Annotated in this window: 22 protein-coding genes and 1 pseudogene; all 23 read right to left on the bottom strand. The window is 50.7% G+C overall.

Annotation, left to right across the window (positions count from 1 at the left end; genetic code table 11):
• The 23 genes and pseudogenes from GX466_00125 to GX466_00015 all read right to left on the bottom strand — a co-directional run bounded on the left by GX466_00125 (window position 1) and on the right by GX466_00015 (window position 25,665).
• Window positions 1-2,195, bottom strand: a pseudogene (locus GX466_00125) (agmatine deiminase).
• Between the two features lie 30 nt (window positions 2,196-2,225).
• A complete protein-coding gene (ffh, locus tag GX466_00120) occupies window positions 2,226-3,551 on the bottom strand; it encodes a signal recognition particle protein (protein ID NLH92624.1) in 1,326 nt (441 codons plus the stop codon).
• Window positions 3,552-3,839: 288 nt separating this feature from the next.
• Complete coding sequence (gene rpe / locus GX466_00115) at window positions 3,840-4,487, bottom strand: ribulose-phosphate 3-epimerase (GenBank protein NLH92623.1); 648 nt, start codon at window positions 4,485-4,487, stop codon at window positions 3,840-3,842.
• 2 nt (window positions 4,488-4,489) lie between these two features.
• The gene (locus tag GX466_00110; GenBank protein ID NLH92622.1) at window positions 4,490-4,777 is read right to left on the bottom strand and encodes a DUF721 domain-containing protein; all 288 of its coding nucleotides are present in this window, start codon (window positions 4,775-4,777) and stop codon (window positions 4,490-4,492) included.
• A gap of 49 nt (window positions 4,778-4,826) precedes the next feature.
• Complete coding sequence (locus GX466_00105; GenBank protein NLH92621.1) at window positions 4,827-5,564, bottom strand: hypothetical protein; 738 nt, start codon at window positions 5,562-5,564, stop codon at window positions 4,827-4,829.
• 14 nt (window positions 5,565-5,578) lie between these two features.
• Entirely contained in the window at window positions 5,579-6,166 is a 588-nt protein-coding gene (locus GX466_00100) for a 50S ribosomal protein L9 (GenBank protein ID NLH92620.1), read from the bottom strand.
• Window positions 6,163-6,969: a hypothetical protein gene (locus GX466_00095; GenBank protein ID NLH92619.1), complete on the bottom strand. Its 807-nt coding sequence runs from the start codon at window positions 6,967-6,969 to the stop codon at window positions 6,163-6,165. The genes GX466_00100 and GX466_00095 overlap by 4 nt, the downstream gene beginning before the upstream one ends.
• A 29-nt stretch (window positions 6,970-6,998) precedes the next feature.
• Window positions 6,999-7,235: a 30S ribosomal protein S18 gene (locus GX466_00090; protein ID NLH92618.1), complete on the bottom strand. Its 237-nt coding sequence runs from the start codon at window positions 7,233-7,235 to the stop codon at window positions 6,999-7,001.
• 13 nt (window positions 7,236-7,248) lie between these two features.
• The gene (locus GX466_00085) at window positions 7,249-7,680 is read right to left on the bottom strand and encodes a single-stranded DNA-binding protein (protein ID NLH92617.1); all 432 of its coding nucleotides are present in this window, start codon (window positions 7,678-7,680) and stop codon (window positions 7,249-7,251) included.
• An 8-nt stretch (window positions 7,681-7,688) separates the two neighbouring features.
• Entirely contained in the window at window positions 7,689-7,979 is a 291-nt protein-coding gene (rpsF, locus tag GX466_00080; protein ID NLH92616.1) for a 30S ribosomal protein S6, read from the bottom strand.
• On the bottom strand, window positions 7,963-8,571 hold the full coding sequence (locus GX466_00075; protein ID NLH92615.1) for an aminoacyl-tRNA hydrolase: 609 nt from the start codon (window positions 8,569-8,571) through the stop codon (window positions 7,963-7,965). Before GX466_00075 ends, rpsF begins: the two co-directional genes overlap by 17 nt.
• On the bottom strand, window positions 8,568-9,176 hold the full coding sequence (locus tag GX466_00070) for a 50S ribosomal protein L25 (GenBank protein NLH92614.1): 609 nt from the start codon (window positions 9,174-9,176) through the stop codon (window positions 8,568-8,570). Before GX466_00070 ends, GX466_00075 begins: the two co-directional genes overlap by 4 nt.
• A gap of 21 nt (window positions 9,177-9,197) precedes the next feature.
• On the bottom strand, window positions 9,198-10,142 hold the full coding sequence (locus GX466_00065; GenBank protein NLH92613.1) for a ribose-phosphate pyrophosphokinase: 945 nt from the start codon (window positions 10,140-10,142) through the stop codon (window positions 9,198-9,200).
• Window positions 10,126-11,001, bottom strand: coding sequence for a 4-(cytidine 5'-diphospho)-2-C-methyl-D-erythritol kinase (gene ispE, locus GX466_00060; GenBank protein ID NLH92612.1), 876 nt, complete (start codon window positions 10,999-11,001; stop codon window positions 10,126-10,128). The genes GX466_00065 and ispE overlap by 17 nt, the downstream gene beginning before the upstream one ends.
• On the bottom strand, window positions 10,928-13,219 hold the full coding sequence (locus tag GX466_00055; GenBank protein ID NLH92611.1) for a polysaccharide biosynthesis tyrosine autokinase: 2,292 nt from the start codon (window positions 13,217-13,219) through the stop codon (window positions 10,928-10,930). The genes ispE and GX466_00055 overlap by 74 nt, the downstream gene beginning before the upstream one ends.
• Before the next feature lie 12 nt (window positions 13,220-13,231).
• The gene (locus GX466_00050) at window positions 13,232-13,891 is read right to left on the bottom strand and encodes a hypothetical protein (GenBank protein ID NLH92610.1); all 660 of its coding nucleotides are present in this window, start codon (window positions 13,889-13,891) and stop codon (window positions 13,232-13,234) included.
• 137 nt (window positions 13,892-14,028) lie between these two features.
• Window positions 14,029-14,808, bottom strand: a complete 780-nt coding sequence (locus GX466_00045; protein NLH92609.1) for a hypothetical protein — start codon at window positions 14,806-14,808, stop codon at window positions 14,029-14,031.
• Between the two features lie 11 nt (window positions 14,809-14,819).
• A complete protein-coding gene (locus GX466_00040) occupies window positions 14,820-15,830 on the bottom strand; it encodes a hypothetical protein (protein NLH92608.1) in 1,011 nt (336 codons plus the stop codon).
• Between the two features lie 10 nt (window positions 15,831-15,840).
• On the bottom strand, window positions 15,841-20,877 hold the full coding sequence (locus GX466_00035) for a hypothetical protein (protein NLH92607.1): 5,037 nt from the start codon (window positions 20,875-20,877) through the stop codon (window positions 15,841-15,843).
• Between the two features lie 13 nt (window positions 20,878-20,890).
• Window positions 20,891-22,111, bottom strand: coding sequence for a phosphoribosylamine--glycine ligase (gene purD, locus GX466_00030; GenBank protein ID NLH92606.1), 1,221 nt, complete (start codon window positions 22,109-22,111; stop codon window positions 20,891-20,893).
• Window positions 22,108-23,337 (bottom strand): competence/damage-inducible protein A, encoded by a 1,230-nt coding sequence (locus GX466_00025; protein NLH92605.1) that lies wholly within the window; start codon window positions 23,335-23,337, stop codon window positions 22,108-22,110. Before GX466_00025 ends, purD begins: the two co-directional genes overlap by 4 nt.
• A gap of 1 nt (window position 23,338) precedes the next feature.
• Window positions 23,339-24,862 carry a proline--tRNA ligase gene (locus GX466_00020; GenBank protein NLH92604.1) on the bottom strand — a complete coding sequence of 508 codons (1,524 nt, stop codon included), beginning with the start codon at window positions 24,860-24,862 and terminating at the stop codon, window positions 23,339-23,341.
• 539 nt (window positions 24,863-25,401) lie between these two features.
• Window positions 25,402-25,665, bottom strand: a complete 264-nt coding sequence (locus tag GX466_00015) for a hypothetical protein (GenBank protein NLH92603.1) — start codon at window positions 25,663-25,665, stop codon at window positions 25,402-25,404.
• Window positions 25,666-25,845: the final 180 nt, after the last annotated feature.

Genomic DNA, 25,845 nt, shown 5'->3' with positions numbered 1-25,845 from the left:
GTCGGCGACGTTGTTGGCTATCGTGATCGCGTAGGCATTGTTTGCCAGAACAGTAGCCCCGGCTGCCAGGCTGCTGATGCTGTGGCTGTTGTCGGTGATGGTGCTGCCACTGGTGGAGCAGCTCAAAATGGCGGTTACGCTGCTGGCGGCGCTGGTGCCGGAGTTCTTGAAGGTGACATCAAAGTAGCCGCTTTCGTTGTATTCCGGAATGTCGTTGTTTGCGTCGTCATAGTTCGCGGCGGTCACTTCTATCCAAGGGCCAGCGGCCACGGTCTGGGCAATGGTGCCCACGTAGGTAACGCGGTTGTGCGCGGTGGCCGTGATGGTGTAGTTCAACGTGCCAGTGGGTGGGTTGCTAAGCGTGATGGTGGCGTTGCCAGAGCTGTTGGTGAAGGCTCGGCCATAGATAACGTTGTTGTAAGTGATCGCCACCAGGGTGTTGTTGACTCCTGTGGAAACGTTTACGGAAGTGGTTCCGGAGGTGATGTTGGAGGGATGGGTCACGTTCATGGCGATGGGGGTTCTGGTGCGCGAGGAGAGGCTGGCGTCACCAAAGATGTGCCAGGTTTTGAACATATTCACGCCGTCGGAGCCGTAGACATCCATCATCCTGCAGGAACCGTTGTAATACAGGCCGCCGACAGTTGTTTTGGCTTCGGCGATCAGCAGGTCAGTCACCTCATCCTGGGCGCGCATCGGCGAGCTCCAGGATTGGTTGATGGAAGAGGCGTACATTGCCACTGCACCGCCATTGGCATTGCGTAGCCAGGCTTCGGCAAAACAGGTCATGGAGACGAAATTGCCATTCACGCAGGCCACATCCATGATGAAGGGCGTTTTCGTGCCATTGGTAAGCGCTGAGGCATTGGTGTTGTTGAATCCGGTGGTGACCCAGCTGGTGTCTGATCCATGGCCGACGTAGTTGATGAAACCGCGGCCAGCATTGACATTGGTGGTCACGGTGGAAGCAGAGGCGCCCGGATCGTAAACCTGATCAACGGTTGTGTAGCCGTAGTTGAGAAGGTCAGTGCGGATATTGTTCATGTGGGCGATGTCTGATTCGCCGTTGTCGCCGCCGCTGCCTCCTTCATCGGAGGCGATACCCATGGCCCGGCTCAGCCAGGTGTCGGAGGTGGTAGCGTCTCTTTCATAGGCGATGGCCTTGTTGATCTGGGCTATGACTTGGGCGGTCGTTTCGGCAGAGAAGCGGCCGATAAAGATATCGGGGTAGTTGTCCGAACCCGCAACCAGGGAGAAGGATGGATCGGAGCCGCCGCCACCGGAGGACAGGGACGGAATCTGCGGCGCGTCACCAACCAACTGCACATAGGTGAGGTCGTTGTCCGCGTTGTAGCGATTCTGGATGTAGGTCTGCAGTTGGGCAGCGGTGGTGCCGATGGTGGACCATTCCACCAGTTCCGTGGGGATTCCTTTTTGGATTTTCCAGTTCACATAGGGCTGGATGGTGCTCATGTAGTTGGTGTGGCAAATCACCAGCAGCTTGCCGAAGCTATCATTAACAGGGGTGTAGCGGAAGCTGTCCCAGTTCAGGAAACGGTTTTCATAGAGCGAGGCAAAATCGCGGGAAATGCTGCTTCTGCTGGTGATGATGGTGTTCACGGTATCCTGTCCGCTGGCATAAACGCGGACCTTGTAGGATGTGAAAACACGCAAAGTTTTGGTTTTGGGGTTGTAGGCGAAAGGCGTGGTCTGGACCACGATGCCCCGGAAATCCCTCATGATGTAGGGTTCGGAGAGTTCCGCCACATTTTGCGGGTAAAAAGCATCCCGCTGATACACATCCCCAAAGCTGTAAGGAACGGTATCAGGATTGATGTTGCGGGTGATGACACCTTTGGACGGGCAACAGCGACGGGGAAATCCTGATACTGCACGTCCAGGAGCTCAAGTCTCATTTTGGCAGTGGGGTCGATGATAATGCTGCGGTTGAAGACCGGTAGCTGGGGAGCACCCTTTTCTTGGGTGAACCCTTCCTTGGGCAGGTCGATATGATACCAATCCTCGCCCCCGATCTGAACCCGTGTTTGTTCAAATCTGCCGATCTGATACTGCAGCAGGGTCTCGGTTCCTGAAGAAGAAAGCACGGTGACGGAATTGCTTCCGCCTCCGACGGTGATTGTCTCCGCTGCCAGGCTTAGCGCCAGCAGAACGCTCAGAGACAGGAATAACAGGATTTTTTTCATCAGTTTTCCTCCTGACGTTTGTTATTTGCTCATAAGTTTTTCAAAGTCTTTCATGCCCTGAGGAGTGGAAAATTTCTTCATCATCTTCTTCATGTCCTCAAACTGGCGCAACAGTCGGTTCACTTCCATCACGCTGCGGCCGCAGCCTTTGGCGATGCGCAATCTGCGGCTGCCATTGAGGATGTCGGGCCGTTCGCGTTCCCGGTCTGTCATGGACTGGATGATCGCCTCCACGTGTTTGAGGGCGTTGTCGTCGATTTTCAGGTCGGCCGGCAGCTTGTGGCCCAGGCCGGGAATCATTCTGATGATGGATTCTAGGGAGCCCATCTTTTTGATGCTCTGGAGTTGCTTGAGAAAGTCGTTCAAGGTGAACTGGTTTTTGAGCATCTTTTTGGCCAGTTTCTCGCTTTCCTTGGCGTCAACCGCTTCCTCCGCCTTTTCGATCAGGCTGAGCACATCGCCCATGCCCAAAATTCTCGAGGCCATGCGGTCCGGATGGAAAACCTCAAGGTCATTGAGTTTTTCGCCGACGCCCACAAAGGCAACCGGGCGCTCGGTGACTGCTTTGATGGAAAGAGCCGCACCGCCGCGGGCGTCACCGTCCAGCTTGGTTAGGATAACGGCGTCGAAGGCCAGTTTGTCATAAAACTCCTTGGCCACGTTCACCGCTTCCTGTCCGGTCATGGCATCCGCTACGAAGAAGATGTAATCTGGCTTGACAAAGGATTTGAGCCGCACCACCTCATCCATCATCACTTCGTCGATGTGCAGGCGTCCCGCGGTGTCAAACACGAGCAGGTTGATAAGGTCCTTCTGGGCCTGGCGCAGAGCGGTATCGGCTATCCGCAGCACGTCTTTGCTGTCTTCCGCGATCACGGGGATGTTAATCTGCTTGCCCAGGATTTGCAGCTGGTCGATGGCGGCGGGACGGTGAACGTCACAGGCAACCATCATCGGCTTGATGTTCTTTTTCCTGAAATGCAGGGCCAGCTTGGCGCAGGCGGTGGTTTTGCCCGAGCCCTGCAAACCCACCAGCATGATTTTGGTGAGCTTGTTGTTGTAGGCCTTGAGCTCGAAGCCCTCGGTGTCCATCAGCGCGATGAGCTGTTCGTGAACTATCTTGATAACCTGTTGCCCAGGCGTGAGGGACTTCATAACCTCGGCGCCAAGCGCGCGCTTTTCCACTTCCGCCACGAAGTTTTTCACAATGCGGAAATTGACATCCGCTTCCAAAAGTGCCAGCCGAATCTCGCGCAGCGCGTCTTTGATGTTCTGTTCGGTTAGATAGCCCTTGCCGCGGATGTTGCGGAAGACTTTATCCAGTTTTTCTGAGAGATTGCTAAACATAAAGGGTCCCGATGCTTATTATCATTATCTATCAACTAACTATGAGGCCGTTGGACGATCCTGAATCCGTCCTTAACCCGAGCTTGTTCGCATCCCGCACGCGTCCCGGATAATCCCCGCACGAAATGCGAGTATTATGCGGGAGGCGTTCACGCAACGTATGATTGGGGCCTAAGGAGGCGTATGGGCCGGTTCCTCGGGGCACAGACATGAAAGGTTGAAAGCCGCGATATTTGCATGGATGCAAAATGGTTGCGGAACGGCTATTTAAAAATATAGGCATCGCGGTTAACTCACCCTAAGAGAGTGGATGGCTGCCGCGCGATCGTGGGAACTGAAAATGTGGGAGGCGGATACGAGGATGCCGGCACCGCTGGAAATCAGGCCGGGAGCCGTTTCAGCGTTAACGCCGCCATCGACCTCAATAAGGGTGGGCAAGCCGCGCCGCGCGATCATTTCGCTGAGGGTGGCTGTTTTATCCAGTACCGAGGGGATGAATTTCTGCCCGGAAAACCCGGGATTGACGCTCATTAGCAGGACGTAATCCAGTTCGGGCAGGATGGAATCCAGAGTGGAGAGCGGCACTGCCGGATTGAGGGCTATTCCGGCCTTCATGCCGCGGCTCTTGATCCGTTGCACCAATCTGTGAACGTGGTATTCGCACTCCTGGTGGAAACTCAACCACTGGACCCCGAGATCAGCCAGGGGGTCAACATAGGCGGCGGGATTGGTGACCATCAGATGGGCGTCCAGGGGCAAATCGGAAAGCTGCCTTATCCTGGAGACAAGAGGCTGGCCAAAAGAAAGATTGGGCACATAATGCCCGTCCATGATATCAAGATGAAGCATATCAGCGCTGCTCACCGCGGCCAACTCCCTCTCCAGATTGCCAAAATCACAGGATAATACCGAGGCCGCGATTCGCACTTCCGCCATTATCAACTCCTGATTAGAAAAATAATGTCCCTGATCTCCTGGGGTATCATTGCCCTGCATTGGCGCAGGATTTCCGCTTTGCGCAGATAAAGTTCCTGCAGCCAGGAATTGTTTTGCACAGCCACGTAGAGGACTGAATCGTGAAAACGGAAGGGGTGGGAACGTGAGGCCAGGAGTTCGCCCACAACGTCCTTCCAGCCCTGGTAAAGCAGAATGAAAGGCTGGTATTTATCACCGCCGATCTGGGTCAATACCTGCTTTAGCAAGCTGGAAACAGGGCTGAAGGCCACGTTTTACCACCTTCCTTGGGGTAAAAAGACCGATCCGGCCGAGGCCGGATCAGTCAACTTTTTCAAACTGGGTAAGCGAGAAATATGCCAGGACCGCGGCTACCAAAGCCGCCAGATAGGTCTTGGCAAAAGCTCCGGAATCGTTTGTGACCATAAGCACCATGATCCCGGGGAGAATTGCCGCCAGGATGACCAGAATGTACCCAATCACAGAGGCAGACAGACTGCCCTTGCGGTTGATCAGAGTCAGGGCCAGCACATTCAGGGCGATGAACACCAGGGTGGCTATGATAGTGACGATCACAGAAATGGCGTCAGGCTTGAAGAGCTTGCTGGCGAGCACCATAATGACAGGCAGGGCGATTGCCAGGATGCCGGTGACCGCGGCCAGAATCTTTTTCGTCATAGGATTGGACGAGGTGAGCTCAAAGTGGCGCTGTCGGTTTTTGATCGCCAGATAGATAAGCCCAAAAACGGCTGCAATAAAGGCGAACATAACCAAATAGCCCAGGATGCCGTGGCGCAGATAACCCAAAACGGAAACTATTGCGACAAAGAGGATCACCACGATCAATTGCACAATCGGTTTGGCTCCCGCCCCGGCTTTTCCCTCCCGCTCGTTTTTCTTGGCGTAGCTATTTAGCAGGTAAACTATCGCGAACACCGCGACAAAGAAAAGAACGGAAAAGGGCAGCACTTTGGGGTTGCCGGCTCCGATCAGGGACAAAGCTCCGATCATCACGACCACCGCCAGGACCCTGGTGATGTTAAACAGAGTGTTTTTCATGGGTTTCTCCCAGTTTATATTTCGTCTTCAGTTGGTTTCGGTTCTTCTGTTTCGACCACTTCAGCAACAGCATCGGGTTCAGCCGGGATTTCAGGTTCCACCGGAGTGGATTCATCCACCGCCGGAGCGGCAACTTGTTCTTCCACAGCTTCATCCCTGGCTTCTTTCTCGACCAGAACTTTCAGTTCCGACACGATATCCTTGTGCAGACGAATCTGAACAACAGTTTCGCCTAGGCTTTTGATGTTCTTTTCCATCAGGACCGCGGATTTGTGGATATTAACGTCCTGCGCGGCCAGTTCATTCACAATGTCTATCTCAGACACGGAGCCGAACATGCTGTCATGTTCGTCCACTTTACGGACAAAAACCAAACTAAGGGTTCTAATCTTGGCGTCAAGCTTTTTCAGTTCCTCGATCAGCTTTTCTTCTTCTTCCGCGGCCTGATTCTGGATGGCACTGAGGTGTTTCATGTTCTGGGGAGTGGCATAGATGGCCAGCTTGCGGGGAATTAGGTAGTTTCTGGCGAATCCTCTTTTTACGGAGACGACTTCACCTTTCTTGCCCAACTTTTCTATGTGATTCAAGAGGATGACTTTCATGCGTATGTTCCTTTAATTCTTATTTTCCTGAAGTCGAGCCAGGTATCGGCAAATCCCAAAAGGGCGACCAGGATCAGGTTTAATAATGCCAGCGCGATCACCAGCAAAGTGACAAGAGGATTGGAGACGAGGCGTGAAAACCAGTTCAGAATCACGCCAATGCCCTGCACAAGAGGCAAAAAGCACAATGCGAGCAGAGTGTTTACCAATACTTCGCGCAGCGGAGAGATGAAATACAGCGGCAAAACTGCCAGGATCAAGAGATTATACCAGGCAGGTAGGCTGAATTCCCTAAGGATTGATCTTACCCCGCTCAGATGCAGAAAGGCCAGATGCCCAGCTGTGAGAGCCAGTAGCTGAGTGACGGTCCAACTGGCCGGCAGCAGAAAACGGGTGATAGCCAGGGTGTTTTGGGTTTTCGCCAGTTGCATCATCTGGGGAACAAGTTTGTTCATTTCGGCCAAAGCCAAGTCGTGCGCCGCAATGAGCTGGGTTCTAAACAGGAAGAACCTCAGCGCTCCATAGACGATGACCAGTATCGCTCCGTGGACCAGCGCCATCGCCGGTTTTCCCTGCCGGGTGAGGCTGTAGAGATACAGCAGGGAAACCAATCCGGCACCGAACACTGCATCGGAAACGATCAGCAAGGAGCCCGGTTGCCGCAGGGTAAAAGAGCCCAGCAGGACCGGGAAAACCAACCAGAGCAAAGCCCTGGATAAGATTTTGCCCCCGCTCCGTAGCAACAGGCCACGGAGGCTGATCAGCATCAGAAGCAGGCCCATGAAGGGGCTGATGGTTGCCATGGCACCCAGGAGCAAGGCGATAATGGGCACTATTCGATCACGAATGGAAGCAGCGCCATTTGGCGGGCGCGCTTGATTTCGGTGGTCAGCTTCCTTTGGTGCTTGGCACAGGTTCCGGTCATGCGGGCGGGATCTATCTTGCCCACATCGGAGATGAATTGGCGCAGAGTGTCAAGGTTCTTGTAATCTATCACGAGCTCTTTATTGGCACAAAAGCGGCAGTATTTCTTGCGGCTAAATCTCTTTTTTCTGTCTGTCAGGTTCATTTTCTACTCCAAATCAAAAGGGTACATCGTCGTTGGTGGAATCAGCACCGGTGTGTGGTGGTTCTTCAGGCAGGGGCGGTTCTCCAACTTCTTCCCTGGGTTTCCATTCGAGGGTCTGGATGAAATCAGCAATGATTTCGAAAACCTTGCGGTTAATATTATTTTGGTCGGTATAAGACCTGGTATCGATCTTGCCCTCAACCAGTACTGCGGTGCCTTTGTTGGCCTGTTTGCAGATGTTCTCAGCCGTTTGGTTCCAAGCCACTACATCCACATAAACTGGAACTGATTGCCATTGATCGGATTCGTCTCTGAAACGCTTGTCCATGGCCACCGAGAAATTCACAACCGGGCTTCCCTTGGGGGTGTACTTTAGCTCAAGATCCCTGGTGATGCGGCCGGCAATGATTACTCTGTTCAACCGGGGTAACTTTAGGTCTGCCATTTTTCCTCCTATTGTTCCTTCACGATGAACATGTGCCGGAGCACCTGCTCATTGATGTTCAGCTGTTGTTTGATGCCTTTCACACCAGCAGCTTCCATGCTGAGATAATTCACGAAGTAATAAGCTTCAGTGTGTTTGTCGATGGGATAAGCCAGCATTCGCTTGCCCCAGGGATCGGTTTTCACGATCTCTCCGTTTTGTTCTTTGGCGAGGTTGAGGATGCTTTCGTTCAGGGCAGCAGCTTCCTCTTCGCTGAGCTTAGGTGAGATGATCACCATAAGTTCATAGTTCTTTACCATTGTCTATCTCCTTTGGACATTTGTTTCCGGGATTTTCCTCCCCGGAACAGGATTTTTTCCAAACGCTATAGGCGTTCAACACCGAGTTGAAATCGCCGCGTATATATTCGTCTATAAGTTCACAAGCCTTTTCCAGCGCAGGTTGCAGCAGTTGCAGCTCTGATTGGGAAAAGCTTTCCAAAACGTAATCCCGGGGGTTGGAGTCGTCGCGACCTATCCCCACCCTGATCCGTTTCAGGTCTTCTGCAGGCATGATTTCCAGCAATGATCCCATGCCGTTGTGGCCGCCGTCCCCGCCGCCATTTCTCAAACGCAGACTGGCCAGGGGCAGTTCGATGTCATCATGGACCACCAGGGCTTCGGAGAATTTCCATTTCCTGCGCGCTTCCGCCAACGCTTGGCCGGATCTGTTCATGTAGGTGTTGGGTTTGATCAGGCAAGCTTCGCGGTGGCGAAGATAATCGAACTGGCAGCCATGCTTGAAAGCCTTGTGGTGTCTTTTGGCCCAAAGCTCGAGACAGAGGAAGCCGGTATTGTGGCGTGAGAGCTCATATTCCTTGCCGATGTTCCCCAGTCCCATGATCAGCTTCATTGTTCGGGCTTGGGTTCCTCGGCAGCGGGTTCTTCACCCTCAGCGGGAGCTTCCTCGGCTTTCTTGCCGTGCACAACCACCAGGGTGATGTCGTCTTGGTCTTTGTATTGCCAATTGCCTGTGGGCAAGTTCCTTATATGGAGAGTGTCCCCGACTTTGAGATCGGAGACGTCCAGACTGATCTCTTCGGGAACATCCTTGGCTTTGCAACTGATCTTCACCGTTCTTTGAATCACATCCAAGAATCCACCTTCTTTGGTGCCGATGGCTTCGCCCACAATTTGAATGGGGATCTCGAATTCCATTTCTGCGGATTCTTCCACCACCATGAAATCGATGTGAAGGATGTTGCGGGTTACGGGGTGTACGAGTTTGTCCTTGAGGATGGTATGGTATTTGTTACCATTCAGGACTATCTCGTAAAAAGTCAGTTCGCTGAAGCTTTGCTTGTAGTACTGCAGAAACTTAGCGCGGTCTATCGCAATGGGTGTGGATTCGACCGTTTTGCCATAAAGAACAGCAGGGATCATTCCCTGACGGCGCAGGGCATTAATTTCGCTTTTCTTGCTGGTTTGTTTGGGTTGTGCTTCGATAGTAAATATCATTTATTCCTCCATTCTCAATATCTATTTGAACAGAATACTGAGAGATTCCTCTATATGTACTTTCTTGATGGCGATGGCCAGCATTTCCGCAATGGAAAGCTGCACAATCTTGGGGCAACTGGCCGCTTCCGCGGAAAGGGGGATTGTGTTTGTGACAAAGAGCTTTTCCAGCGGCGAGTTTTCAATGCTTTGAACAACCTTTCCGGAAAGAACTCCGTGGGTGCAGGCAGCATAGATTTTTTTGACATCGTAATTATTCAACACCTCGGCGATCTTGACCAAGCTGCCTCCGGTGTCGATGATGTCGTCGAAAAGGATGGCCGTTTTGCCGGCAACATCTCCGATAATGTTCAGCAGGATGGCATGGTCATCATTTCCGGTGCGGCGTTTATCACCAATGGCCAGACCGCAGTTGAGTCTCTTGGCCAGAGCCCGGGCACGGTTGGCGCCACCTGAATCAGGGGAAACCACAACAGGATTTTCAATACCCATGCTGAGGAAAAAACGGGCAAACGTGGGTATGGAATAGAGATGGTCCACCGGGATATTAAAGAACCCCTGGATTTGCTCTGCGTGTAGGTCGACCGTGATGATCCTGTCGGCACCGGCCACCGTGAGCAAATCGGCCACCAGTTTGGCCGTTATCGGCACCCGGGGTTGGTCCTTTTTGTCGGAGCGGGCGTAGGCGTAATAAGGAATTACGCAGTTGATCCTTTGGGCGGATGCCCGCTTTAAAGCGTCAATCATGATTAAAAGGTCCATCAGATTGTCATTAACTGGACGGCAAGTGGACTGGATGATGAATACATCGGCGCCCCGGACGTTGTCGTTGATCTTCACGAAAGACTCATCATTGGCAAATTTGAACAGATCGATATCAGCCAGAGGCACACCGGCAAAGCGCGCCACCTCTTCAGCCAAAGGCCGGTTGGCTTTTCCCGTGAGCAACTTAAGCTTTGAATTCACTTTCGTATTCTTTCCTCGATATCGTCCTTACTATTTGTGTCCAGTAACCTATTCGGTTAAAGTTTCGCTGGCATGCCGCCATTTTTGCGGCATCCTCAAAAACTCCGAAGCAGGTTGATCCGCTTCCACTCATGATCGCGGCGTTGGCACCCGCGTTGGATAAATCGTTAAGCAGCCGATCCACCACCGGATAGGCTTGCCTGATGCCGGGTTCAAGGCGATTGAAAAGCCAATCGTAACCATCGGTCCGATCAAGCCTTTTCCTGTCCCTGTTTGTGTTAGCAGGTAGCAAGGCATAGGCTTCAGCACTGGAAATTCCGATTCCCGGATTTACCAACAGAAGCTGCAACTGGATATCAGGCCGTTGTTCGATCACTTCACCCCGGTGGGTGCCCCAAGCTGTCCCGCCATGCAGGAAATAGGGAATATCGCTACCAAACTGAGCGGCGATATGCTTCAGGTCGTCCAAGCTCAACTTTAGGTCCCAAAGAACGTTCAGGGTTCTTAGAGTAACCGCGGCATTGCTGCTTCCGCCACCTAAACCAGCCGCAATGGGGATCCTTTTCTCTAAGTGGATATCCACGCCAGAGTTCGGTTGGAATTTGTCCAGCAGATACTGCGCCACTTTGAAGACCAGATTGCTCTTTGCGGCCATTCCAAGCAAGTTAGACCATATTTCTATACCCGGCCTTTTTGTCAAAACATATTTGAGTGTATCACAAAGAGAGACACTGCAGAGCAGTGTCTCGATTTCATGATAGTTCTCGGGGAGCTTCCCCAGAACCTCAAGAAACAGGTTTATTTTTGCGTAAGAAGCGTGCTGCGCTTTTTTTATGCTTCTGGGGAATGTCTTCTCCATAGTAGTAGTAATAATAGTAGTAATAATAGTAGTAATTCTGTTTGCTGTAATATTTTTGAACGTAAACACCGTTGACTATGATGCCGTCGATTGTGGCATCAATATTCTCCATCTGCTCCTTAGTGCGTTTGATGATACCTTTCTCGGTGTAGCCGCAGCGAACCACGATGAAGGTAAGGTCAACCTTTTTTGTTAGAATAAGCGCATCCGTAACTGCAATGATGGGTGGTGTGTCAAAGAGGATGAAATCGTAGCGGGCCCTGAGGTCTTCGATCAATTTATCAGTTTGGGATGAGGAGATCAGTTCCGATGGGTTGGGGGGGATGAAACCACTGGTGATCACATCCAGGTTCGGGATGCCCGAAGCTTTGACAACTTGTTCAAGCGGGACGTCATTATCGATCAGATAATCGCTGAGACCGTTTTCCTTCTCCACCCCGAATTTATTATGGACCATGGGGCGACGCATATCCATGTCAACCAGTATCACTTTGGAGTTCATCTGAGACAGTGTGATGGCAAGGTTCACGATAGTTGTGGACTTACCTTCTTTCGGGCCGGAGGACGTGATCAGTAGGGTGGTGCTGCCAGCTGGTTTTTTTGATAAAATGTTGGTTCGTAGGGTACGGTACGATTCCGCAATGGGAGATTTTGGCGCGTAGTGAGAAACCAACTGCATCATCACGAAATGTAGTGATTTACTAAGTTGTTCCTTGTTTTCGCCCTCAGCTTGCTCGATCATATTATTGAACTCAACGATCCGGGATTCCGACTCCTGGATGACAGGTATGGTTCCCATGATAGGAAGGCGGACATAGTTTTCCATGTCTTCCAATGTGCGGAGCTTGGTATCGAGGGAGTGGACCAGGAAAGCAGCGCCAATGCCAAGGCCGAGGCCAAGAAAAAGACCCACCAGCATGTTCATCGATACGCGCGGTTTGATTGGAGCGCTGGGCATTTCCGCATAATCCAGGACACGAATGTTACCTATCTTGGCCTGTTCGGCGATGCGGGCATCTTCATATTTTTCCATCATGATGCCGTATATCTTTTCGTCCAGGGTCATGCTCCTTAATAAACGGGCATATTCCAACTCTTTGTCTGGCAGGGTGATCAGACGATCTTCGAAGATAGCTTTGGTCTGTTCCAAGCCGTTCACATGAGTGCGCGCGATTTCCAGTTCCACTTCCGCTTGGACAATTCTCATCAGCACTTCATTACGCGCAGACAGGGGGTCCTGACTCAAGGAAATGGCGATGAATTTCTGTATCTCAGTATCAAGTGTATTCTTGGTTTTTGCCAACTCTTCCTGCAGGAGCTTCATTTGAGGGTGGTTCTCAGAGTAATTTTCGTTCGTTCTCAGCCTAGCTATGGTGGCTTGGGTATTTGTGATTTGCCTGCGCAATTCCCCAATGTAAGGTGCTTGCAGCACATTTTCAACCTTGACCAGTAATGAATCTTGATCTTGCAACTGCTTGCGTAGCACATCTAAGGTTTTAGCCTTTACAGCCTGTTCAGTCAAAGCTGCTTCGTATTGGGATTCCACCTGAGTGGTTTGCTCAATCCACTTTCTAGTAGTCTCAGATATTTCTATGAGCTTGTTTTCGTTCTTGAAAGCACGCAAATCATCTTCAGAAATCTGAAGGCGGCGTGAGATCAAGTCCAACTGCTCGCCCAAAAATTCACGAATGGTGGTGAATTCGAGTCTAGCCATCTGGGTGTTTTGCTGCTGTACCGCATCGGCGATGGCGTTCACCGCAGCCATAGCTTCGCCCCGATTTGTAGATTCAAATGAGAGGTTGAGGATGTCTGTATCTCGCTTTGAACTTATCTGAATTCTTCGCAAGTTGCCAACTGGATAGGCTGAGCCACTGATCGGATATGATTCCCAATCCGGGTTTTTCTTCATGATTTCATAAGCGGCATTCAGAATCGGTTTGCTACGCATCAATTCTATTTGGTTATTGATGCTGTTTTTGCCTCCGCCTTGGTTAGTAAGCAGCAGGATGTCCGCGCCAGAGCTCTGGTTTTCCATTAGGATTCTGCCAGAAGCGGAATAGATGCGGGGTTGGCGCAGGGTGTAGATAATCGTTCCGGCAAGTACTACCACAAAAATGAGGATTATTAGGTAGCGGTATTGCAACAAGATCCGCAAATAATCACTGATCTTGATTTCCTCGGGTTGCGGCACTATGGAAAGTTGGTTATTCTGGTCCATTATTGCCCCTAGTTATAGATTGGTAATGAGGTTGTAAACACTTAGAGCAATAGCCACCTTGGACAGGATGTCAGCGACTTTACCGAACCAGTACCAAATCTCGCCGCCCACCATAACCGTGTCTCCTGGTTGCAATTGCAGTGGGATTGTGGTGTTTTGACCCAAGTCATTGACCGTTTTGAGATGATAAACATTTCCGGTTTCCAAGTACTTTCTAAAATTTATGGTTATTATTTCGCCATCTGGTGTGGGAATCTCTTTCTTGGGGTTAGTCACGGTAACAGCACTGCCCGACTTCGCGGGCATACTGCTTGGAACTGCAGACAGAGAGTCTGCGCTGGCTGAAATGGTGTCCTGAAAAGCTGGCTCGAGTTCGGATAAGGGTGATCCTTTTCTGGTTATCGTAATCCTGGAAAGTTTGGCGTCCTCCAAGGGTCCCCCTGCGAGTGCCAATAAGGTTAGAAAATCGGTGTCGTCTGGCACCAGATACAATCCAGGTTTGCTGACCCGCCCAAGAATGTACACATTCATCTTGAGCTTTTCCACACCGCTGCGGTTGCCGTCATAGCTATAGGCGGAACTGCTGCTCATGGTAGAAGCCGAATTGGCAGTCTGAGCAAACAAGAGAAGCGACATACTCAGTATGATCAAAGATAGCAGGAGCTTTTTCAACATATCCTCATAATTTCCAATTTACGTTATTTTTCTCGATTCTCGAATTACGTCAAGACAAATCTTCCCCTAGTAACTGCAACTAGCATCGAACACGCTTTTAGTGACTTGATTTTTTATGAGCTTGGGTTTGCAGATCATTGGATGTGAACTATTCGCTCGAAGGACTCGGAGCCCATATAGGCCTGCATTTCCTGGTCCCAGTCAAAGGAATCTACTCTCCAGCGCAAGGTTTGGCCTGAATACTGGCTTGCCAGGTTGATTGGTATCTGAATAAACAAAGGATCTGCTTCCAAAGCCACGTACAGATCCTGATGCCAGACATAGTTGTAGTTTTCATCCATGAGCAACAGCCGGAATTTACCTGCCGTGCCACTTCGGTTCCAACTGAAGCGTGCATCCAAGGGATTAGACTGAGGTGCAATCGTGGCCCCATTTGCGGGGGATAGAAGCAGGCTTTTGGAAAGAAGGGCATAAGATACAGTGTCTGATCTAGACTCGTTACCAGCTAGATCGACCAGATCGATGAAATAGGAATACCAGACCCTTTCTGTAAGCTGGCTATCCGTATCCAGGTAATAATCGTGGGTTGCGGAGATTGAATCAATCAAAACCGGCTCGGTCGCGAAATTGTTATAGCGCCAAATCTTAACGTGGCTCAAGTCAGTGTCTTTGAATGGTTCCCAACTCACGCGGATCCAGTCACCGTCAGGAACGGTGTCAATACCGTTGTTATCATCGTTGATGTAAATGGTCTGGCCTTCATATACCACGGGCGGATCGCCGGTGTCACCATGATGGGGGGTTAAGACTGGCGGGATGGGAGGTGTAATGTCAACATCGTCATCATCCGTTCCCGCGCATGCGCAAAGCAGTAAAATAACTGCCAGCATTAAGATCAGTAAAAGCTTTTTCATGCTTCGCTCCCTTAAAAATTCACTCTCAGGCCGATCCGGTTGGTTATTCCCACCGGATTGGTCACCAAGGCGTAGTCAACACCTACTCCGTAAAGATTGATAGAGGCCCCGCAGGTGAGGTTCTTGTCATAATAGCCTGCCCTCAGAGCGCCAAGGTCTTTATAAGACCACTGAATTCCGTAGTGGTTACTGCCATTGTACACATAATCGTAATCATATGCCAGGATGATCTCTGAATCAAGAGCTTGTATGGGTTGAGATATCGCAACTCCCAGTTTTGTGTTGAACAGCACCTCATCCTTGTGCTCGGAGTAAGTGTCCCAACTGATGTCGGTTCCGGCGATATCTTGGAAGTTTAGTCCGAAATCGAATTTGCCCAAGGTGTCCCAATCGAACAAAACGTCCAAGTCTGTTCTCAGTTTGAAACCGAAATCGATGCCAGTGCCGCTACCCTGGTTTTGCAAGATGTTCCGTTTGATGAACTTAACATTAGCTCCAGCATACAAGTCTAGAGGGATGTCGAAGAACAACCAACCCAAGCTCAGGTCGAAGTGCAGATGTTTGGAAAAGGCAAATTGATAAAGATCGTCGGTGCTGCTGAACTCTCCGTCGGGTATCCCAGGCAACTGGTAGGTGCTGTTGTTCATCCGTTCGTCCACATTGGTGCCGATCAGGTACGATTCTGCAAAGACGGGGATGTCCATCACGGTCAGTCGGGTCACATTCAGGCCGATTGTTACGTCGCTTGGAAGTGGCTGGCAATAGGTGATGTGATCATAGGAAGCCAGTCCGTTGTACAGAAAAGCGTGCATGGCCGAGATTTCAGATTTGCGGATCTGGGATATTCCGGCTGGATTCCAGTACATAGCCGACCCATCATCCGCCAAGGCGGCAAAAGCCCCGCCCATGCCCAGCGAACGAACTCCCGCTCCAATCATCATGAAATCACCTGCGTATCGTCCCGCTGAAAGAGAGACTGCTGAGAACAGGGCCACTATCATTATTACTAGATGTTTTCTCATGGTGTTACCTCTATTTGAGTATCGCCATTTTTATTGTTTTTTCAATCTTTTTGTTGCCTTTTTTGGCAGTAAGCCGATAGAAATATGTGCCATTGGCCAGATAATAACCCTGATCGTCCTTGCAGTCCCAGCCATAGACCGTGCGCGGGTATTCATGGTAACCCACTCCGGTGGGTAAGTTATCGAATGTTTTAACCAGTCTACCAGCAACGGTATAGACCTTAATCGTAACTTCATCCGCGTCATCCGTGAGTACATAGGTGAAGCGGGTCCGGCCATCGTTCTTAGGGTCAATCGCTCTGCCCATTATTGGGTTAGGGTAGTTCGCAACGTTCTTCAAGTCAAAGGTTTCGTTCACCGCAAACTGGATTTCACGGGTGTTGTAGTTTCCGTTCACATCCTTGCAGTCAAGCACCAGGCTGTAGGTTCCTTGGCTTAGATTAAGCTGATACTTGATGGGTATTCGGTTCACATTGTCTGTGTTTATAGTGGTGACATAATCGGTCTCGGGTACTTGGTTGCCGTTCAGATAAAGTCTGATAGTGTTGTCGAAAAGGTCAATGCCGTTGGCATCGCTCAGCATTAAAGAGAAGGTCCCTGTGCCCGAAATATAGCCTCCCACGGTGAATTCTTGGTCTTGCACGTTCACGTCGATCGAAGGTCGGATCCTGTCGCGATTTCTGTAAATCGTGTAGATTCCTTGCCGTCGAACCTCAAATACTACCTTATTCTCGCTGCTGGAAACGTTTCCGCCCTGCAGGATCCATTTGCTCCCTGTGGATTCCCAGCGATATATCTTATAGGAGTTCTCACTTTCAAAGCTTTGGGTCTCATCATCTTTCTCGCTATAATAGAATGTAAGTTTGAGTTTCTTGTTATCCACAAAGGTGTCGGTAGAATCGACCAGTGCGGGGCTCAAGGATCGGATGTCATATGCGTTTGATGGCAAGAAAGTTGAATCATCGTCATAAGAGCGTAGCTTGATGGGGGATATGTCAGGCTGGTTTTGAGCTTCGTGCACCCCCACACTATTGATGTAGAAAATAGCGTTTTGTCCTGAAGGCACCAAGCCTTCTGGAATCTCACAACTCACGTTGCCGTCCAAGCTGCTGAACAAAGCTCCCGAGCTATCAACCGTGTAGTAGTTAAAATCGGTCACCAGGGTGATGGTGTTGTTGATGTCGAAGATATCATTGGGTATCTGGGGAATGTCGGGGCCATGCCATTCAGGGAAAATCCAGGAGGAGTTTACCTTGACATGGAAAATCAGGTTACCCTGGGGAAGCCCATCCAGAGAGATGCTTTCCCAGCGTTCTTCATTTACATCAAATGGTGGAAGGTCTTGGGTCGAGAAAAGTGTCTGGGTTCCGAACAAAGGCGTAACGTAAAGCCTCAGGTCCGTGGTGATTGAAGCGGAATCGCCACCATTCTTAACCAACACTTTGATGAAGTGGCCAGACTCATTGCATTCCAACTTGATGTCCAAGGTCGATAGATCTGGTCCCCTGGTTACATAATGGTTTAAGAAAGACTCATAAGTCTTACTGGGCGTGGTAACTAGATACTTAAAGGCAATTTCTTTACCAGTATTCTGCCTACTCATGTATCCTGTTGTGATATAACTATTTTCGATTTGAGGATAGGCTTCCATCGGCAGCGTCACCCAGCTTCCGCTGGTTCCAGCACTATCGATTCTGGCTTTGCATACCAGTGAGATGATGTCCTCGTTGCTGAAAACCTTGGCAACGAATCTGACTGAATCGTTCCAGGCAGGATTGGCAGGAAGGGTCGAGTGATGCATCAAAGCGGCCCGCCCGACGCCAAATCCGCTTTTACCCACGTACTCCCGGGTGGGTGAATATCCGACTACATGTATTTCCCGGCTGTAGGGTGGATTGACGTTTGTTGGAATAACGTAAGAAGCATTGTAATTACAGTTTATCACTGGCAAATCGTAGGGGATGTTAACCTCTACCTCATTTCTGTTCATGATATACAATCTGGCTGCGGTAACATCCGCAGGGAATTGAGCAGTCACAAATAAAGTATCTCCGGGCATGGCAATATATTTGTCTGCCTGGACCGGAATGTTCCCAATGGGTTTGATGATCTTGATAAGTGGGTCACCCATCAGGGCGGCGGCGTTGGTAAGAGCGTAGCGCGCCGCTGGAAGTGTGGTTGTGGCGTAGAATCTGGTCAGCGTGTACTGATAGGCTTCACCTAAGGTGTTGAAGTCATGCTTGTAGATAGCTTCTGTAAGTGCCAGCCCCCAATCAAGGTCCTGATACATATACCCAAGGCCACTAAAGCCCATGGTTGCGATCGCACCCTTGTTAGGCTGCATCACCAGCGCCTCGCTGATGCTCGCAATGCCGTTGGTGTCAAAGGAAGAGGCATAGCAGGCCAAACTTACCACGATGGGGTATGTCTGGTTGTTTAGAGTGGCAACATGGTTGAAATTGAAGAGGTTGTAATCCGCCCAGATGCGCCCGCCACCATGGCCTATGAAGTGCAGATACTGGGTCCCAGCATTTATGGCGTCTTTTAATTGAACTGTACTTCCTAAGTACTCACTGCTAACTGTCTGGGTTGAAGTGTAAACCCTCTTCGCGCGGTAGTCCTGGGGTATGTTCCGGCGCCGGATGGTCTCAGATTGCTGGGCGAAAAGATCGTCATGATCAGTGATCTTTCCGCCTGAAGTTATGGTCACATGGCTATTCCAGAGCCTGTTGGTTTGCAGATTGTTGCGATAATTGAATGCTTTTTGCGCGTAATCCAGCACGTGCTCGGGTTTCCAGGCATTGATGCGTGCCACGGCGATGTCCGGAACTACGTCGTTACCCACGATTGTGGCGTACCAGCCGTCGCTGGCGGTAGCGCCATGTTCGTTGGTCCAAGTTTTTTTCACGGGCACCAGAGCGTAGATGCGAGCAGGGCTGTTGTCTCTTTCATCGTCCACGCCTTCGCCCAAAAGCACCACATGGCTCAACTGTGGTGGACCCCAGTTGTTGTAGGCATAGCTGAATAATTCTTTAAGGCTTTCCGCGGAGCGAATGCCGTGGTTGAATTCGTCGAAGATGTCTTGGTAGTCTACTCTGGCAACCGTGTGTCCCTCAGCTTCCCAAACACTGGTTAGCAGGTCTCCGCCTTCAGAGAAAATGAAGTCTCGTCTGCCTACCATGATCACATTGGCCGCATTGTTTGGACTACGCCAGGAAGAGGGGATGTCCAGTCGCATCTCCACGGGGGAGAGTTTCTTCGATTCTTCCACAGCGTAGTATTTGATTTCTGTGGAAGATACACTGTCCTGGATTGAAACAGTCCAGGGCGCGAAGCCGTCAACGCTGAAAGGTTCGATCTGACAGTTATTGAAGATGCTGGAGCCGATCTTGTACACAGAAACCTCATTGCTGCTAAAACCACCTATTTCAAACTGATACAGACCGGCTGGACGGTTGGAGGGTTTGGTGAATTTGATCTTATCCTCGCTGGTCTTGTACTCTCGCCAGTATTTCAGTTCCAGATAATCTAATAGCACCTGTTCCCTGTCGCCGGATACAGTGTTTCCCGCCAGGCTGATATACATGTGATTGGTACCGTGCCGGAAATAGGAGTTTGCCACAGGACCCGCGTTTTCGAAGATCTGTTCCTTTTGCCCTATCCAGTTGTGAGTGTTGATCATAGCCTCATTGATTCGTACGGTGGCATTGTGATCGTACTGGCCGGGAGGCACGGATGTTGCGTAGGTGAGCCCATACAAACAAACTTTTACCTGCGCCGTACGCACGGTGCTGTATTTGGGGTATTGTAATTCAAAGGGTATGATGTCAAGGTCCGGGGCATTGATTTTTCTCCAAAACCAGATATCCTCGCGGTAGAAATTGGGATTCACCGAAGACCATGAGTTTCCAAGTTTGTCTGAAAGCAGCTGTTGTTCGATGTGCACGGTATGTTCATAGGAATCGGGAACAATATACTGAGAAGCGTTGGAAACGATCAGTCCGCCATTTTCCACTGCCATCCTGGCTCCCAGAGTGCCTTTGAAGTAAAGGCTGTACACGTTCTCACTGGTATAATCGTCCTGATAACCTTCATCGCCGTAGTGTCTGTCTCCGAAAAACTCGAAGTAATCACCGGGATCGAAGCTGCCGTCTGATTCTCCCTCAAAGTGGATAGGGATGGCACCGTATTCATCGGTCAATTCCAGCAGGCGTGGATCAACAGTTTCAGGCAGCCAGGCCATCTCCACATCCAAAGAATCGGCCATCATCAGAATGAAGTCGTTAAGCTGCTCATAGGTGATCTTATAGATGCCTTCCTGATTCGCCACCAATTGCACAGCGTTGACCTGCTGAGTTCCATTTTTGGGGGATTCGTGGCTGTCGTCACGTTTTTTTGGTAATCGCCAGCCGAGGGAGCTTGCGTTGTTAAGGAAGAATGAGTTACCCACCTGATCGATCAGATTCTCGCTTAGTTGCCAGTTTGGGCTGTAAGATTTGCTCCCGTATATCTGAACCCTGATGGTGAAACTGCTGTTCACCACCAATTCTTTGGTCGCAGCCCGGTATTGGAAAGGGAATATCTGCAGGGGGACGAATCTGCGGTCGCCCACAAAAGCGCTTTTCCCAGAGCTGGCAATGCTGGCAGGGTAGAGTTGCGCGCTCCGGTAGGCTCTGGCGTCCGGAACCAGGTGATATTCAACTTCTTCGTTCACCACTGTCATCTTGAGCGTTGGCTTGAGGTTGACGTTCTTCAGAATGCTGTTTTTCACGTTCAGAACCTGCAGCGAGATGTCTCCGTCGATGGGAATAGCGATTGCTTCACCGAATACTCTCAACTCAGGAAATCCATCCACTGCATGCACATTGCCAGCGTCGGTTTCTATCCTGTCCCAGGTAACTCCGTCCAAGCTCTGGCATCCGATTTTATACTCCGGAAGGTTGAACTCCAAAACCACTTCATCAGTGGATTGGCTGACAACGCTTATCTGCGCTTCCAGAAAAACCAGGGGAAGCAACAGCAAGGCCAAGACAAGGTATGATCTCATGTACTCACCATCCTTAGAGAACGTTCTTGCGCAGGGCTATGTCCCCGCGGTATTGTTTGCCTTCAAATTTTACTAACTCGATATCCTGATAAACCTTGCGGCGCGCTTCCGCCACATCTTGTCCCAAGCCCACCAGCGCCATCACCCTGCCGCCTGAGGTGACCAGGCCGTTTTTGGCCGAGGCCACTCCTCCAAAGCGGACAAGGCTGGCCAGATCATGGGGAAATGTGATGGGATAACCTTTCTGATAACTGCCGGGATAACCCTTGGAAGCCAGCACAACGCACACGCTGCTCATGCCGCTCCAAGCCAATTCAAGGTCTTCCACGCGGGATTCAACAACAGCTTGGCAAACTTCCGTAAATGATGTCTGCAGCAAGGGAAGCAGAGCCTGTGTTTCAGGATCTCCCAAGCGGCAGTTGAATTCCAGAACCTTTGGTCCCTCGGAAGTTATCATCAATCCACAGTAGAGAAATCCCTTGTAAGGGCAGCCCTCATCCCGCAAGGCTTTCAGGGTGGGGCCGATGATTGTTTTCTCGATCTGAGCGCGGTAGGGTTCCGCTTCCGGCACTGGGCAATATGCCCCCATTCCGCCAGTGTTTGGCCCTTTGTCTCCATCCAGCAGTTGTTTATGGTCTTGCGCGAACAGGGTGGTCTTGAAGTTATTACCATCAGTTACTGCAAATAGCGAAACCTCCCAGCCCCAGATATATTCTTCCACCAGAATCCTGCCTTCAATTCCATCAATGGCTTGCAGGGCTTCATCTTTGGACTGTGCCACAAACACGCCTTTCCCCGCGGCCAGGCCGTCAGCCTTGATCACCAGAGGATAAATCTCTTGAGTTAAGATGTACTCACGCGCATCCGCGGAATCGTTGAAACATCTGCAGGATGCTGTTGGGATGTGGTGTTTGGCCATGAGGTTCTTGGCGAAGATCTTGCTGCTTTCAATTCTGGCGGCTGCCTGGTTGGGTCCCACGCAGGGAATACCAGCCTCGGTCAGAATATCAACCCAGCCCGAAGCTAGGGGTTGCTCTGGCCCGAAAAGCACAAATGCCGGTTGGTTTTCTTTACACCAACTGACAACCTCGCCGATTGAATGGAGGGGAGGGCAGGAAAATTCGCGCGCAATGCCGGCGTTGCCCGGGGCGACGAATATCTCGTGACTGTCTTTGGCCAAGGCCGCGGCCAGCGCGTGTTCACGGCCTCCGCTGCCGATGATCAGAACTTTCAAATCTTGGTTCCTTGCAAATGTTTGATCAGGTATAGCAGAGCGAATTCCGCTGCCTTGTGCCGGATGGATTCCCGGTCTCCGCTGAAGGTCTGGGTCAGGCTCCACATCCTGTTAAAAACTGAAAAACCAAAACAAACGGTCCCGACCGGTTTCTGAGGATTGCCACCATCCGGACCAGCCACTCCGGTTATGGAAATCGCGATTGAGGATTCTGTCAAGTTTTTTATTCCCGCAGCCATTTCCTGAGCGCAGTTTTCGCTCACCGCGCCATGTTCCGCAAGGGTTTCTGACCTTACCCGCAACAGGCTTTGCTTGAGCTGGTTTGAGTAGCTGACCACGCCACCCAGAAACACTTCCGAAGCTCCGGGCGGGTCGGTCAGCATTTTTTGCAGCAAGCCTCCGGTGCAGGATTCCGCCACGGAAATTGTGAGTTTCAGCTTCCTCAGCAAATTGTGCAAAACACTTACTGGCGTGTCTTCGTTGCAGCCCCAAACCTGATCGCCAACCAATTTAAGGCAGTTATTCGCGCTTTCTGTCACTTTTTCTTGGTCTCTTCCGTAAAACCTCAGGTCCACCCTGCCCGTCTGGGGCAGCCAGGCCAGATTAATCTCCGGAAGTGGGGAAAAGCCTGCCAAGAGCTCTGCCAAGGCGGATTCAGAGATGCCGAAGGTATGCAGGGTTTCTTGGTGGATGGCTTCTCCGCTGCCGTATTTGGCCACCAAGAGCGGTTTGGCTTGGGTTGAAAAGACATGCCGCATTTCCAAAGGTACTCCAGCAAAGGCGAAAAAGCTCTTACCCCCCTGTTCATAGAACAGGCCTGGAGCCGTTCCGCGCAGGTTGGTGAGGGATTTGAATCCTTCCGGCACCAGGGCTTGATTGCGGTTTATCTCCGGTGTGGCCAGGTTTCTGGCTGAAAAGTTCTTTTGTATGTTGGCCCAGATCTCTGCGTCGAAGCGCATCTCCGCTCCAAAGAAGGAGGCGATTTCGCGTTTGGTGATGTCGTCGTCAGTTGGGCCCAAGCCACCGGTGGTGATCACCACGTCGCAACTTTCCCAAGCATGTTTTAGGGCTTGCCAGATGGCTTTGGCTTCATCTTTTACCGTGAGGGAAAACTCCACCGGCAGACCCAGCAGGGCAAGCTCCTTCGCAAGCCAGGCCAGATTTGTGTTGATGGTACTGCCCAGCAGGATTTCGTTTCCGATGGTGATGATGGCGCTTATGTGCATCTCAATAGGATTTGGCAAAGATCACCCGGCCCTGGGAGGGTTTGCCACAGCAAACGCAGGAGCCGGCTTCAGGCTTGATGCCAAAAGGAATGCAGCGGATCGTTACCTTCAGGTCTTCCTTTATCTTTTCCTCGCAAGCGCTGTTCCCGCACCAGTGGGAAAGCGCGAAACCGCCATGGATCTCAGGTTGGGCGCTGTTTTTTGGTGTAAAGTACGCGTAGAAAGCTTCCTTGCCGTCAATGTTCATGGTGTTTTCTTCGCGAAAGCGCAGGGCCCGGTCCAGAATGTTGCGCTGCATCGCGCCAAGCGTTTGCAGGCAGTGATCCACCACGTTTTCCACCGCCACGGACTGCTTTTCACGGGGTCCCTGGTCACGGCGGGCCACCATTACAGAGTTTGAGGCCACGTCTCGGGGGCCGATCTCGATCCGGAGCGGGATTCCCTTTTTGATCCAGTGCCAGTTTCGTTCGCTGGAAGTGAGGTCGCGGTCATCGAGTTCTGTGTAAACCCGCACTCCCTCAAAAGTGGTATGTTTGAAAGCTTCGTCGATTTTGTTGGCCAGGGCCATAACGGCAGCGTGTTCCTCTTCATCGCGGTAAATGGGGATGATGGCTATATGAGAGGGTGCGATCTTGGGAGGCAGCACCAGGCCGTTGTCGTCGCTGTGAGCCATGATCAGGGCTCCGATCAAGCGGGTGGAGACACCCCAGGAGGTTGTCCAGGCGTGCTGGAATTCACCGTCCCGGTTCTGGAAGCGGATGTTCGAGGCCTGGGCGAAATTTTGCCCCAAAAAGTGTGAAGTGCCGGATTGCAGGGCTTTCCGGTCCTGCATCATAGCTTCGATGCAATATGTGTTCACGGCGCCGGGGAACTTCTCGCCCTCGGTTTTTTCGCCTTTGATCACGGGAATAGCCAGATAATCCTCTGCGAAGCGGGCATAAACATCCAGCATTTTAAGGGTCTCTTCCATCGCTTCAGCTTCGGATTCATGAACGGTGTGGCCTTCCTGCCAGAGGAATTCCGTGGTGCGCAGAAAGAGGCGGGTGCGCATTTCCCAACGCACGATGTTTGCCCACTGGTTGATCAGCAGGGGCAGGTCGCGGTAGGAATTCACCCATTTGGCAAAGGAAGCGCCGATGATCGTTTCGCTGGTGGGGCGCACGATGTAGGGCTCAGTCAGCTCTCCGGCGGGCTTCAAGCCGCCATGGCCGTCATCTTCCAAGCGGCTGTGGGTAACCACGGCGCACTCTTTGGCAAAGCCTTCCACGTGTTCGGCTTCCTTTTCAAAATAGCTTTTGGGGATGAAGATTGGAAAATAGGCATTGCGGTGTCCTGTTTCCCGAAACATCTCGTCCAGAAACCTCTGGATGTTTTCCCAGATCGCGTAGCCCCAGGGTTTGATCACCATGCAGCCGCGCACCTCGCTGTTTTCAGCCAGATCGGCTGCCCGGATCACCTGCTGATACCACTCCGCGTAGTTTTCAGCTCGCGTCGGCTCGATCGCCGTGCGTTCTTTCTTGCTCATCACGTTTTCCTTCAAGTTTGTTTGGAGCACCAATCTAAAAACTGCCCGATATTGTCAATAGCAAAACTGATCAGGCATTCCCCCATTTTCAGATCAGACCGATTCTCAATAGCCACGGTTCGGTCGGGTCGGCTTAATATGGTGAACGCTATAGTGGACGGCCAGTTGCAGGCTAATCCTGATAACCCGGCAGAGCCTGTAGGAGACGAACTGGCGCAATTTTCCCCAGTTTTTGAAGTAGATGCTTCTTGAAAAGCCTCCACAAGACCTTCAAATAATGCACTGAGTTGCAGTCGACATGAATTCAGCGTATATCATGTAAGTTTTTCTAACTCGACAAGCCAATTTTAACTTATGTATGATGTTTAAACTATGGTTAGTTGCGCAGGCAAGTTGTTAAGAATATATTGCACATACTTTTTGTTCATTTTTACATGCAGCGGTCTTTTAGATGGTTTAAAAAACTGAGAACGCATAGTATATAGTTTCAATCATTTTTCACATCAGTATGGAAGAATATTGTTTTAATTGTACATGTGTTACTCCTTTTGGTGGTCTCTAATATCTGTGCTGACATCCCTCATTTCTCCAATTTTGGGGTTCAATATTGACTTCATGCGCTCAATAGTCCTGCAAATAGTTTTACTGGTGATAGTTGCTCCGGTAACAGTTTTCTGTGGTCTTCCTTTGCAAGCTGCGCAAAATTGATCCAACATCCTACTGTGTTTGATTTTGTTTACATAATGCCTTGTATCATCAGATGAAATAATCCAGACTTTGATAATTCCTGCTTTGTCATCCAATAACACTCCCAAGTTTGTATAGCCTTTATAGCCAATCAGGGTTACAAAATCACTAGTCACAACAAAGTAGGTGTATTGAAACAAATGTAGTTGCTAAAAAGGGGGTTATTCGTAAGAGTGGCATATAGTTAAATACTAACTTTTATTTTGGAGGATAAAAGTGTATAAAAAGCGTTGTCC

Source organism: Candidatus Cloacimonadota bacterium (assembly GCA_012516855.1).
In the GTDB taxonomy this organism is placed as follows: Bacteria; Cloacimonadota; Cloacimonadia; order Cloacimonadales; family Cloacimonadaceae; genus Syntrophosphaera.
This window is presented reverse-complemented; position numbering and strand designations above follow the sequence as displayed.